Below are 12,753 nucleotides of genomic sequence, written 5' to 3' on the forward strand. Positions count from 1 at the left end.
CAAACTGGGAGGTTCGTGAAGATTTAATGATGTTTCGCATGCTCAATCGCCTGGGATAAAAGGTCAATAACATGTTCGTCGTCGTGTGAGTAAAATAAGGTCGTTCCTTCCCGGCGATATTTAACGAGCCTTAAATTTTTTAAAAAACGAAGCTGATGCGAAACGGTGGATTGGAGCAGCGATAATTTTTCAGCAATGTCGTTTACAGAGTGTTCGCCGTTAAAAAGCAGATTCAAGATTCTTAACCGTGTCGGATCTGACAGCGCTTTAAAAGTTTGGGAAACGATAAACAAGGTTTCTTCATCCAATTCTATATGTTTCTTTTTCATTGCAGTTTCCTCCAGATAGATTCTTGTTAAGTTATCGTACCAAAAAAGTGAAAGGGCTGCCATGCAGTAAAGAAAAGGTAAATATGTTTGGGTAGTTGGAAAAAGCGGTAAACTTAACTATATTTTTGTAATTCTTGTTTTTGTCAGTTATGATAGAAATTGTGTCTAATTAATGAACTAGGGAAAGGGGAACGGTTAATGAAACTTACTGGCCGAATTATCATCGCTTTAATTGCTGGTGCTATAGTAGGGCTGCTGCTCAATATATTTGCACCAAACGTCTATAATGTATTAGATCCTTATCTTTTTACCCCGCTAGGCCGAATTTTTCTTAACCTTATCAGTATGCTTGTCGTACCAATCGTATTTCTTTCCATCATTTTAGGAGCAGCCGGTTTAGGTGATCCTAAGAAACTTGGCCGAATCGGATTGAAAACGATTACTTATTTTTTGATCACTACAAGTATTGCCATTATTATTGGTTTAATCGTCGCCGGAGTCGTTCAACCGGGAGAAGCCGGAAACTTTGATGTCGAAAGTGCAGAATTCTCCGCTGAAAAAGCTCCTCCTGTAGGAGAAACTTTGCTCAATATCATTCCAAAAAATCCGCTTGATGCAATGACTCAAGGCAACATGCTCCAAATTATTGCTTTCGCTCTCTTTATTGGACTCGCATTAACTGCACTCGGTGAAAAAACAAAAGGCGTCTTAAACTTAGTAGAACAAGGTAATGACATTATGATGTACCTTGTCGGAGTCGTTATGAAGTTTGCCCCGTACGGCACATTTGGATTAATTGCTTCAGCTATTGGAAGCCAGGGCTGGTCTGCTATTAAAGCGATGGGCATTTATATGATTTGTGTTCTTGCTGCATTGATTATTCACGGGCTGTTAACTTATGGGGGCACGATTTTGCTGCTTGCTAGAAAAAGCCCAGTCTGGTTCTTTAAAAACTTTGCGCCTGCAATGAGTGTAGCTTTTAGTACGTCAAGCAGTAACGCGACACTGCCGATTTCCATGGAAGTGGCGCAAACACGTTTGAATGTACCAAAGTCAATCAGCTCATTCGTCCAGCCTCTCGGCGCAACGATTAACATGGACGGAACTGCAATCATGCAAGGGGTTGCTACTCTTTTTATCGCTCAAGTTTATGGAATTGACTTATCCCTCGGTGAACTTGCAACTGTAGTATTAACAGCGGTATTGGCAAGTATCGGAACAGCCGGCGTACCCGGAGTAGGGCTGATTATGCTGGCGATGGTATTGAGCAGCGTCGGTCTTCCGGTAGAAGGAATTGGTTTGATCCTCGGAATCGACCGTGTGCTTGATATGGCACGAACAGCTGTCAACATTTCCGGTGACGCTGCTTGTGCGGTCTATGTCGCTGAAACAGAAAAGAAAAAAACAATTAAAGCACAGCGTTCAGGCGCTTAAATCAGCGACAGCAAGTGTGGCAAAAAAAGCACACTTGCTGCTTTCTTATTTTCATTTTAATTATTTTTATATATAATAAGGCAATCAACAGCTTATAAAAGCAAAAGGAGATAATCGCATATGAATCTCGGCTTTGGAGAAGTGGCAATTATTCTTATTGTAGCACTATTGCTTTTTGGCCCTTCCAAGCTTCCGCAGCTCGGCAAAGCAGCCGGACAGACACTTCATGAGTTTAAACGTGGCATGAAAGGCGTAATGGAAGAGGAAGAAGAGAAAAAACCGAAGACACACTAATTTCATTAAATCGAAGGGCTGCCGGTTAATAACCGCCAGCCTTTTTTATGTGCAGATGTACTACAACAGATAAGGAGAAATCGGTGAAAATTGGCGATTTAAGGCGAATAAGTTATAATGAAATTCTTATTGTGTGCAGCTAAGTGTCCGAAGCAAAATAAACGGCGCCGGCGAAACGCAATTTGGTTGAAATCTTAGCCGCTGAGCTGTCCCAAAAGCAAAGAGCCGAGCAACTATGGGACAGCCTGTAGATTGAATTGGGCTTATTCAGGAGGAACAAAAGAAAAGTATGAATGCAATTACCAAGTTTATGAAAAGTTTGTGGAGAAAGTTTCACCTTACACAAATTATGGTCTTAGCCGTGTCCGTCATTGTTTTAGCCGGACTCGGGTTTATAGTCTTTTTTATGAAATCAGCAGATGTCGAAACGTTAAAGCGCGGACTGTCTCAATCAACTGTTCTTTATGATGCAAATGGCGATAAGGCGAGTAAGCTGTCGGCGAACCGTTCGGACAGCGTACCGATCGGGAAAATGCCTGAGCACTTGCAAGAAGCCGTCATCTCAATTGAAGACCACCGCTTTTATGAACATAACGGTTTTGACTTAAAAGGAATAGGGCGGGCGTTTTTTAAAAACACTTTTACGAGTAGCGTGCAGGGCGGGAGCACCATTACCCAGCAACTGACGAAAAATGCTTTGCTCTCACCTGAACAAACGTATAAAAGAAAAGTGGAAGAACTTTTTCTAGCGATTGAAATTGAAAAGGTTTATAAGAAAAAAGAGATTTTGGAAATGTATTTAAATACGATTTATTTTGGCAGCGGTTCGTGGGGAGTTCAAAATGCCTCGAAAAAATATTTCGGAAAGAGTGCAAGTGAACTGACCCTCAGTGAATCGGCGATGCTTGCTGGAATTATTAAAGCGCCATCTGTACTTGATCCGTATAAAAATTTGGAAAAAGCCACCGCGCGCAGAAATTTAGTACTCGATCAAATGGCGAAGTACGGCTATATTACGAGCGAAGAAGCAGAGAATGCTAAGAACAAACAAACTGTTCTCGATGATACGAGCGGCGACCCATTAAAAGGAAAATATCCTTATTACGCTGATGCGGTCATAAACGAAGCGATTAATCGTTTCGGGCTGACGCAAAATGACCTGTTAACGAAAGGTTACGAAATCTATACAGCAATGGATCAGGGCGTGCAAGCAGGATTGGAAGATGTATATGAAAAAGACTGGCTGTTCCCGGATTCTGTGAACGGGGATCCATCTCAAAGCGCCGCTGTTTTAGTGAATCCGAAAACAGGCGGAGTAATGGCCGTTGTCGGCAAGAGGGGAGAGCATGTGTTTAGAGGATTTAATTACGCGACACAGTCGAAAATAGAGCCGGGCTCCACGTTAAAGCCGCTCGTCGTCTACACGCCGGCTTTGGAAGAAGGCTATACGCCCGATTCTATGCTGAAAGATGAACCTCAAGACTTTGGCGGCTACACGCCAGAAAATTATGGGGGAACTTACCGGGGGGAAGTAACGATGAACAAGGCGCTGGAAAAGTCGCTTAATCTGCCAGCAGTTTGGCTGTTAAATGAAATTGGCATCTCCAAAGGCCTGGATGCTTTAGAGAGATTTGGCATTCCGGCCGAAAAAGTAGATAGGGAACTGGGCATTGCTCTTGGCGGGGGCATGGTCGTGTCACCTCTGCAGCTCGCCCAGGCGTATACGACTTTCCCAAATAGCGGTGTGCGCAAAGACAGCTTCTTCATCCAAAAGATTATCGGTCCGGAAGGTGAAGTTAAACCGAAATGGACACCTGAAGAAACGCAAGTTACGACGAAAGAAGTGTCAAATGAAATTAACGCGATGCTGTTAAATGTAGTGAAGCACGGAAGCGGCAAGAAAGCAAAAGTTTCAGGCGTGGAACTCGCAGGGAAAACCGGCTCCACTCAAGTTCCTGCAGGAGGAAGCGGTACGAAAGATCAGTGGTTTGTCGGCTACACGCCTGATGTCGTCGGTACGGTATGGATTGGAGTAGAAAATGCAGACCAAGAAAACCATCTCGCCAAAAACAGTTCGGATGGAGCCGTTCCGTTATTTAAAGAAATTATGCAAGAAATTATGCCAGAGCTGGAAGGTACTTCTTTCGATGTAGAATCTATTGAAGAAGAAAAGAAAAAAGAAGAAGAAAAAGACTGGTTTGACAAAGCCGTTGATAAATGGAATGAACTATTTTAAAGCGCCCTCTGCAGGCGCTTTTTTCTTTAGAAAGATAAGACAGACAGAATGGTGCACAATCAGGATGAAAAAGCAATAAAAAAATATTCGAATTTTTTACGAATTTCTATAAAAAAATTAAAACCACATATATCAACCTTGTAAGCGATTGCATTTTATCTAGGTTAAAAGCCAATAATTTTAATTGTCTAAAGATTTGCCAAAAGGTGTTGACCTGGACAGAAAAGCAGGATATGATTGTCCTCAATATAAACTTAATTTTCAGATTTGACCGATAAAAACTTAAAATTAACTTAAGAGTGTGAGGCTAATTTAACAGCGGGAAATCACATTCAGCAAGAACATCACATGTAGCCTGAAGACACCTGGAGGAGATACTATGCGCAGCGACATGATAAAAAAGGGAATCGATCGTGCTCCCCACCGCAGTCTGCTTTATGCGACAGGAGTAAAAACAGAAGATTTGCATAAACCTTTTATCGGGGTTTGCAATTCTTATATTGATATTATCCCGGGTCACGTCCACTTAAACAAATTTGCCGAAGTCGTCAAAGAAGCGATTCGCGAAGCGGGAGGCGTGCCTTTCGAATTTAATACGATCGGGGTAGATGACGGCATCGCAATGGGCCATATCGGCATGAGATATTCACTGCCGAGCAGGGAGCTGATCGCCGATGCGGCGGAAACAGTCATTAACGCCCACTGGTTTGATGGAGTATTCTACATTCCTAACTGTGACAAAATCACTCCCGGCATGTTAATGGCAGCTGCCAGAACAAATGTCCCTTCTGTTTTCGTTTCCGGAGGTCCGATGGAAGGCGGCAAAACAGAAGCCGGAAAGCCGCTTTCACTCGTTTCCGTTTTTGAAGGAGTAGGAGCTCACCTTTCAGGAAAGATGTCCGCGGAAGAACTTCTTGAAATTGAATCTAGCGCTTGCCCGACATGCGGATCGTGTTCAGGAATGTTTACAGCCAACTCGATGAATTCCTTGATGGAAATTCTCGGAGTAACTCCACCGGGCAACGCAACGATCGTAGCCACGTCAAATGAGCGTCACCGGTTAATTAAGCAGGCGGCTCAGCATTTAATGGACTTAGTCAAAAATGATGTGAAGCCGAGAGACATCATTACAAAAGAGGCCATCGACGATGCGTTTGCGCTCGATATGGCAATGGGCGGCTCCACGAATACCGTTCTTCATACACTCGCCATCGCGAATGAAGCGGAAATTGATTATGATTTAAGCCGAATCAATGACATCGCTAAACGGGTGCCGTACTTATCAAAAATTAGCCCGGCCTCTGATTACACGATGCAAGACGTTCATGAAGCAGGCGGGATCAGCGCCATTATCAATGAGCTTTGCCAAATTGGTGCTTTAAATAAAGAGCGGATTACCATTACCGGAAAATCTGTCTATGAAAATGTAAAAGATTCAGAAATTATTAATGACGAAGTGATCCGCAGAAGCAGCAACCCTTACAGTCCTGTAGGCGGGTTGTCCATCCTGTACGGAAACTTGGCTCCGGACGGCGGAGTCATTAAAGTCGGAGCAGTCGACCCTTCCATTAAAACATTCATGGGAGAAGCGATTGTCTTTGAATCACAAGAAGAAGCGCAGGAAGGCATCAACAACGGCACAGTGAAAGAGGGCCATGTAGTTGTTATCCGCTATGAAGGACCTAAAGGTGGTCCGGGTATGCCTGAGATGCTGGCTCCTACAGCAGCAATTGCCGGCCGCGGACTTGAAAAGAAAGTCGCTTTAATGACAGATGGAAGGTTCTCTGGAGCATCGAGAGGAATTTCTATCGGCCACGTGTCGCCGGAAGCCGCAGAAGGAGGACCAATTGCCTTCATTGAAAACGGAGATCAAATTATAATTGATTTGCCAAACCGGACATTAAACGTGGTTTTGACGGAAGAAGAAATGGCTGAAAGAAAGAAAAATTGGATTCAGCCGGAACCGAAAATTAAAAAAGGTTATTTAGCAAGATATTCTAAGCTTGTTACTTCTGCCAGCACAGGCGGGATTATGAAAATTTAATTATTAAAACGTTGACGAGGAAAAAGTTGTAAGAAAAGGTGTTCACAGAGAGCCGGCGGAGCTGAGAGCCGGTAATACCCCTTACAGCGACATCCCCTCTGAGTGCCGGTCTGAACGGATGCAACTAGGATCGGTCGAGTAGTAATTACTCGTTATCAAAAAGGACAATGTAATAATTGTCCATGAGGTGGCATTTGTGAAAGTGCCATAAATCAGGGTGGTACCGTGAAAGGAAAAGTCTTTTCACCCCTGCGCTTATAGGATCAGTAGGCGTGGGGGGGAAAAGGCTTTTCTTTTTGTTTATTTTTACTTAAAGAGCCCAATCACTCTCGCAATTCAGGAAAACAACAATTTGGAGGGAAATTGCATGAACGCAAAAGTAAAAACAGAAGCCAAACCGTTGAAGCAGGCCATGAGTGGAGCTGAACTCTTTATTGAAGCTTTAAAAAAGGAAGAAGTAGAAGTGGTGTTTGGCTATCCTGGAGGAGCTGTTCTTCCACTGTATGATGCCCTATACAGAAATCCGATCCGCCATATTTTAGCGAGACATGAACAGGCTGCCATCCATGCAGCTGAAGGGTATGCAAGAGTAGCAGGAAAACCGGGAGTGGTTATTGCCACTTCAGGGCCGGGGGCGACAAACCTTGTAACAGGAATTACAGATGCGATGATGGATTCTCTGCCGCTTGTCGTCTTTACAGGTCAAGTGGCAACTGGGGTCATCGGAACAGATGCTTTCCAGGAAGCGGATGTAATCGGAATCACGATGCCAATTACAAAACATAACTATCAAGTGCGGGATTTGAAAGAACTGCCAAGAATTATTCGGGAAGCTTTCCATATCGCAACAACCGGCCGTCCCGGACCTGTGTTAATTGACATTCCAAAAGACATCGCGACAACGATTTCCAACCCAGAGTTCGTCACAGAAGTAGACTTGCCAGGGTACCAGCCAAATCTCACACCAAACGTTTTACAAGTGAAAAAGCTGGCAGATGCGATCGCTCAAGCTAAAAAGCCGCTCATCTTAGCCGGCGCGGGCGTGCTTCACGGAGGAGCTTCAGGGGAGCTGCTTTCCCTGGCGGAACAAATGAATATTCCGGTCGTGAACACGCTTCTCGGTCTCGGTTCATTCCCGGCAGACCATCCGTTATTTTTAGGAATGGGAGGCATGCACGGAACGTACACAGCGAATATGGCGATGTACGAATCTGATTTGTTAATTAATATCGGAGCCCGGTTCGATGACCGGCTGACAGGAAACTTACAGCATTTCGCACCGGAAGCACTCGTTGCCCACATTGACATCGATCCAGCGGAAATTGGCAAAAATGTCGATACTCACATTCCGATTGTGGCGGATGCAAAAGAAGCGCTTCAAAAGTTACTGGAGTTAGACTTAACAGAGCCGCAGGCTAATGAGTGGAGATTAAAAGTAAAACAAAACAAAAAAGAATACCCGCTTTGGAATTCCGAAGATGAAGAAGGTATTTCCCCTCAGCGCTTAATGGAAACTATCCATGAAGTAACGGATGGAGAAGCGATTATGACGACAGACGTCGGCCAGCATCAAATGTGGGCAGCGCAATATTACGGCTTTAATAAGCCGGGCCGCTGGATCACTTCCGGAGGGCTGGGAACGATGGGCTTTGGTTTCCCAGCTGCTATCGGTGCACAAATTGCATTTCCGGATGATACCGTCATTGCCATTGTTGGAGATGCCGGTTTCCAAATGACCTTGCAGGAGTTGGGGCTGATTGCCGAACTAAACTTGCCGGTTAAAATCGTTATTTACAATAATGAGGCATTAGGAATGGTTAGGCAGTGGCAGGAAACCTTTTATGAGGAAAGATATTCGCAATCATTGCTTCCTTGCCAGCCGGATTTTGTCAAACTGGCAGAAGCTTATGGCATCAAGGGTTATTCCGTTTCAACAGAAGAAGAAGCAGAGAGCGTGTTGAGAGAAACTTTAAACAGCCGCGAACCTGTTTTAATCGACTGCCGGATCAAGCCGAAAGAAAAAGTGTACCCGATGATTGCTCCAGGTGCAGGACTTCACGAAATGATTGGGGTGAAACCATGAAACGCACAGTAACCGTCACGGTACTTAATCAGAGTGGTGTGTTAAACAGAATAACAGGCTTATTTACAAAAAGGCAATTTAACATCGAAAGCATTACAGTGGGTCCTACGGAAACAGAAGGCATTTCCAAAATAACTTTTGTCGTTCATGTAGAAGACGCAAGGACAGCAGAGCAAGTATTAAAGCAGCTGAATAAACAAATAGATGTGCTGAAGGTAACTGACATTACTGACCAGGCAATTGTCTCAAGAGAGCTTGCGTTAATTAAAGTACTCACCACACCGCAAACCCGGGCAGAAATCAATGTCATTATCGAGCCTTTCCGGGCGACGATTATCGATGTAGCCAAAGATAGTGTCATGATTCAAGTGGTCGGAAACTTCGAAAAAATCGAAGCGATGATCGAGCTGCTTCGCCCATATGGAATTAAGGAATTGTCGCGCACAGGCCAAACAGCTTTAACGCGCGGTTCACAAAAGCAAGTAACTGAATTAAAGCAATACTCAATTTTAAAATAAAAAAAACAATTTTGGAGGATGATTACAAATGGCAAAGGTATATTATAACGGAGATATTAACGAGGCAGTTTTAGCAAATAAAAAGGTAGCAATCGTTGGTTACGGTTCTCAAGGTCACGCACATGCACAAAACTTACGTGAAAGCGGAGTAGAAGTTGTTGTTGGTTTAAGACCAGGGAAATCTTGGGATCAAGCAGAAAAAGATGGTTTCGATGTAAAATCAGTTCGTGAAGCAAGTGCTGAAGCTGATTTAATTATGATCCTTCTTCCGGATGAGCATCAAACAGCTGTTTATAAAAATGAAATTGAGCCTGAATTAAAAGAAGGCAAAGCATTGGCATTTGCTCACGGATTCAATGTTCATTTTAACCAAATTGTCCCTCCGGCAGACGTGGATGTATTTTTAGCAGCTCCTAAAGGACCTGGACACTTAGTGCGCCGCACATTTGAAGAAGGAGCAGGCGTTCCTGCATTATTCGCGGTTTACCAAGACGTAACTGGCCAGGCAAAAGACATTGCACTTGCTTATGCTAAAGGATTAGGATCCGCACGTGCTGGTGTATTGGAAACATCTTTCCAAGAAGAAACAGAAACAGATTTATTCGGTGAGCAAGCTGTTCTTTGCGGCGGTGTATCTGCACTCGTAAAAGCAGGATTCGAAACATTGATCGAAGCAGGCTACCAACCGGAAGTTGCTTACTTTGAGTGCTTGCATGAATTGAAACTCATCGTTGACTTAATGTACGAAGGCGGCCTTGAAGGCATGAGATATTCCATTTCTGACACAGCGCAATGGGGAGATTTCGTATCAGGCCCTCGCGTAATTACAGCAGAAACGAAAGAGCGTATGCAGGAAGTGTTAACAGACATTCAAACAGGTAAATTTGCGAAAGGCTGGCTGCTTGAGAACCAATTGAACCGTCCTGAATTTACAGCAATCAATGCGAGCGAAAGCAAACATCCAATCGAAGTTGTTGGAAGAGAACTTCGTGAAATGATGCCATTCGTAAAAAAACAATCCAAGAAGGAAGTGACGGCTGGTGCGAAAGGTTGAAATCTTTGACACAACGTTAAGAGATGGGGAACAGTCACCAGGGGTTAACTTAAACACTCTTGAAAAGTTAGAGATTGCCAAGCAACTTGAAAGACTTGGGATCGACGTCATTGAAGCGGGCTTTCCAGCCGCTTCAAGAGGCGATCTGGAATCAGTTCAGCTTATTGCTAATACAGTGAAAAACAGCTCGGTTACCGGTCTTGCCCGCGCTCATCAAAAGGACATTGATGCGGCATGGGAAGCGCTGAAACAGTCAGCCGAACCCCGCATACACGTCTTTCTTGCAACTTCACCGATTCACCGTGAGTTCAAACTGAAAATGTCGAAAGATGAAGTGGTCGAACGAGCCGTTGAAGCCGTCAAATATGCGAAAGAAAAGTTTCCGAAAGTTCAATTTTCAGCAGAAGATGCGTGCCGCACAGAGCCGGAATTTTTAGCGCGTGTGACAGAAGCGGTCATTAAAGCAGGCGCCTCTGTCGTCAACATTCCGGATACAGTCGGCTACATTACGCCAAAAGAAATTAAAGAGTTGTTTTTATATTTAAGAAATAACGTACCGAATATCGATCAGGCGATTTTGTCCGCCCACTGTCACGATGACTTAGGGATGGCTACAGCGAATTCGCTGGCAGCGATCGAAGGCGGTGCCGGCCAGGTGGAAGGAACCATTAACGGAATCGGTGAACGTGCTGGCAATGTAGCACTTGAAGAAGTGGCTGTTGCTCTGTATATCCGCAACGACTTCTACAAGGCAACAACAAATATGAAGCTTGATGAAATCAAACGGACGAGCAATCTCGTATCCAAATTAACAGGCATGATTGTGCCGGCAAACAAAGCGGTCATCGGCGACAATGCGTTTGCGCACGAGTCCGGCATCCACCAAGATGGTGTGCTGAAAGAAAAAACAACGTACGAAATTATTACGCCAGAACTGATTGGTGTTAAGTCGAATAAGCTTGTCCTCGGCAAGCTTTCCGGCCGCCACGCTTTTAAAAATAAAGCCATTGAGCTTGGCTTTGATTTAGTGGATGAAAAGCTAAATGAAGCGTTTCAGGCATTCAAAGATTTGGCAGATAAGAAGAAGGAAATTACGGATGAAGATCTTTTCTCCATCCTTGCTGATAAACAAACAGAAGCAGCCGATGTCAGCCATTACGAATTGAACAGTATTCAAGTTCAATATGGAACAGAAAATATTCCAACGGCTACTATCTCTGCGACGCTTCCAAACGGCACCGAAGTAACTGAGGCTGCTACAGGATCAGGGAGCGTGGAAGCGATTTACAATACACTAGAACGCCTGCTGGACGAACCGGTGAAGCTGCATGATTACAAAATTAATTCAGTCAGCGCCGGGCGTGATGCGCTTGCGGAAGTATACGTTCGTATTAAACATAAAGGCATTGAAACGAGCGGCCGGGGCACAGCACAAGATGTTCTCGAAGCTTCTGCCCGCGCCTATTTAAACGCTGTTAACCGAGTGTTAACGTTGGAAGCACAGCAGCTAGAAGTGCAAAAAGCACACATTTGATGTAACGGAGGGGTTAACGTGAAAAAGAACATTGCAGTATTGCCTGGAGACGGAGTCGGCCGGGAAGTAGCGAAAGGAGCCACTGCTGTTTTAGAGGCAGTTGGACAACGGTTCGGCCATGAATTTGAATTTGAATACGCCAATATCGGCGGAGCGGCCATTGAGGAATCAAACAATCCTCTTCCAAATGAAACGCTTGAGCTTTGCAAGCAAAGCGATGCTGTATTCTTAGGGGCAGTAGGCGGACCGAAGTGGGATAACTTGCCTTCGCATATGCGTCCTGAGCGTGGGCTTCTCGCGATCCGTAAAGAGCTTAGCTTGTTTGCCAACCTTCGCCCGGTCATCGGATTTCACAGCTTGCTGCAATCTTCGCCACTAAAGCCTGAAATTGCAGAAAATGTAAATATGATGATTGTCCGTGAATTGACTGGTGGTCTGTATTTCGGAAAACCAAGTGAACGTCGTGGAGACAATCAAGAAGTGGTTGTCGATACACTGCAATATACGAGAGAAGAAATTGAGCGCATTGTGGAAAAAGCGTTTGAACTCGCCGTCATCCGCAATAAAAAACTCACTTCAGTCGATAAAGCGAACGTGCTGGAATCAAGCCGCATGTGGCGTGAGATCGTGAATGAAAAAGCGGAGTTGTATCCGCAAGTCGAAGTGGAACACATGTATGTGGATGCAGCAGCGATGAAGCTCATCAGCCGCCCGAGAGACTTTGATGTTATCGTCACTGAAAATTTATTTGGTGATATCTTGAGCGATGAAGCGTCCATGATCACGGGATCACTTGGCATGCTGCCTTCAGCGAGCCTGCGGTCGGACGGGTTTGGTATGTATGAACCAGTTCACGGATCAGCACCTGATATCGCCGGCTTCAATAAAGCGAACCCAATGGCAATGATTTTATCGGCAGCCTTAATGCTGAAGTATTCTTTCCATCTGCGGGAAGAGGCCGAGGCTATTGAACAAGCTGTACAAGAAGTATTAAATGCCGGCTACCGGACAGTCGATCTTCAGTCCACAGGCGGGACAGTTGTCGGTACGGAGCAAATGATTGATTTAATTGCCCAGCGTGTAGAAGAAGGTTCAGCTATTTCTTCTATCATGGGTGCTTATATGTAATGTGAAAATCAATGGACATAATCTTGAAGGATTCCGTGTTTCCCACTAGGAGCTCGGAATCCCTCTTTTTTCAAAAAAAGACAGTGGGGGGACTGTTTT

The 12,753-nt window shown here is 44.5% G+C and carries 10 protein-coding genes and 1 other annotated feature; of the genes, 9 read left to right on the forward strand and 1 reads right to left on the reverse strand.

The genetic code is table 11. The features are described from left to right. Nucleotides 1–23 precede the first annotated feature (23 nt). Nucleotides 24–329, reverse strand: coding sequence for an ArsR/SmtB family transcription factor (locus F9802_RS15260; RefSeq protein ID WP_152153494.1), 306 nt, complete (start codon nt 327–329; stop codon nt 24–26). Between the two features lie 198 nt (nt 330–527). On the opposite strand from F9802_RS15260, the gene F9802_RS15265 reads away from it, so the two are divergent. From F9802_RS15265 to leuB, 9 genes are all read left to right on the forward strand, one after another. Next, a complete protein-coding gene (locus F9802_RS15265; RefSeq protein ID WP_152153496.1) occupies nt 528–1,763 on the forward strand; it encodes a dicarboxylate/amino acid:cation symporter in 1,236 nt (411 codons plus the stop codon). Nucleotides 1,764–1,883: 120 nt separating this feature from the next. Then, on the forward strand, nt 1,884–2,057 hold the full coding sequence (locus tag F9802_RS15270) for a twin-arginine translocase TatA/TatE family subunit (protein ID WP_152153498.1): 174 nt from the start codon (nt 1,884–1,886) through the stop codon (nt 2,055–2,057). A 289-nt stretch (nt 2,058–2,346) separates the two neighbouring features. Continuing rightward, nucleotides 2,347–4,293 carry a transglycosylase domain-containing protein gene (locus F9802_RS15275; protein WP_152153500.1) on the forward strand — a complete coding sequence of 649 codons (1,947 nt, stop codon included), beginning with the start codon at nt 2,347–2,349 and terminating at the stop codon, nt 4,291–4,293. A 379-nt stretch (nt 4,294–4,672) separates the two neighbouring features. Beyond that, nucleotides 4,673–6,337: a dihydroxy-acid dehydratase gene (gene ilvD / locus F9802_RS15280; RefSeq protein ID WP_152153502.1), complete on the forward strand. Its 1,665-nt coding sequence runs from the start codon at nt 4,673–4,675 to the stop codon at nt 6,335–6,337. 2 nt (nt 6,338–6,339) lie between these two features. Beyond that, nucleotides 6,340–6,591 (forward strand) — a binding site (T-box leader). A gap of 113 nt (nt 6,592–6,704) precedes the next feature. Next, the gene (gene ilvB / locus F9802_RS15285; RefSeq protein ID WP_152153504.1) at nt 6,705–8,420 is read left to right on the forward strand and encodes an acetolactate synthase large subunit; all 1,716 of its coding nucleotides are present in this window, start codon (nt 6,705–6,707) and stop codon (nt 8,418–8,420) included. Then, nucleotides 8,417–8,938, forward strand: coding sequence for an acetolactate synthase small subunit (ilvN, locus tag F9802_RS15290; protein ID WP_152153506.1), 522 nt, complete (start codon nt 8,417–8,419; stop codon nt 8,936–8,938). Before ilvB ends, ilvN begins: the two co-directional genes overlap by 4 nt. A 28-nt stretch (nt 8,939–8,966) precedes the next feature. Further along, a complete protein-coding gene (gene ilvC / locus F9802_RS15295; RefSeq protein WP_152153508.1) occupies nt 8,967–9,992 on the forward strand; it encodes a ketol-acid reductoisomerase in 1,026 nt (341 codons plus the stop codon). After that, the gene (locus F9802_RS15300; protein ID WP_152153510.1) at nt 9,979–11,526 is read left to right on the forward strand and encodes a 2-isopropylmalate synthase; all 1,548 of its coding nucleotides are present in this window, start codon (nt 9,979–9,981) and stop codon (nt 11,524–11,526) included. Before ilvC ends, F9802_RS15300 begins: the two co-directional genes overlap by 14 nt. A gap of 18 nt (nt 11,527–11,544) precedes the next feature. Beyond that, a complete protein-coding gene (leuB, locus tag F9802_RS15305) occupies nt 11,545–12,654 on the forward strand; it encodes a 3-isopropylmalate dehydrogenase (RefSeq protein ID WP_152153512.1) in 1,110 nt (369 codons plus the stop codon). Nucleotides 12,655–12,753 lie beyond the last annotated feature (99 nt).

It is taken from the genome of Bacillus aerolatus (assembly GCF_009183655.1).
GTDB lineage: Bacteria > Bacillota > Bacilli > Bacillales > Domibacillaceae > Pseudobacillus > Pseudobacillus aerolatus.

What these genes read in the sequence shown, in the direction of transcription:
- F9802_RS15260 (WP_152153494.1), bottom strand. Translation starts at nt 329, where the DNA reads ATGAAAAAGAAACATATAGAATTGGATGAAGAAACCTTGTTTATCGTT.
- F9802_RS15265 (WP_152153496.1), top strand. Translation starts at nt 528, where the DNA reads ATGAAACTTACTGGCCGAATTATCATCGCTTTAATTGCTGGTGCTATA.
- F9802_RS15270 (WP_152153498.1), top strand. Translation starts at nt 1,884, where the DNA reads ATGAATCTCGGCTTTGGAGAAGTGGCAATTATTCTTATTGTAGCACTA.
- F9802_RS15275 (WP_152153500.1), top strand. Translation starts at nt 2,347, where the DNA reads ATGAATGCAATTACCAAGTTTATGAAAAGTTTGTGGAGAAAGTTTCAC.
- ilvD (WP_152153502.1), top strand. Translation starts at nt 4,673, where the DNA reads ATGCGCAGCGACATGATAAAAAAGGGAATCGATCGTGCTCCCCACCGC.
- ilvB (WP_152153504.1), top strand. Translation starts at nt 6,705, where the DNA reads ATGAACGCAAAAGTAAAAACAGAAGCCAAACCGTTGAAGCAGGCCATG.
- ilvN (WP_152153506.1), top strand. Translation starts at nt 8,417, where the DNA reads ATGAAACGCACAGTAACCGTCACGGTACTTAATCAGAGTGGTGTGTTA.
- ilvC (WP_152153508.1), top strand. Translation starts at nt 8,967, where the DNA reads ATGGCAAAGGTATATTATAACGGAGATATTAACGAGGCAGTTTTAGCA.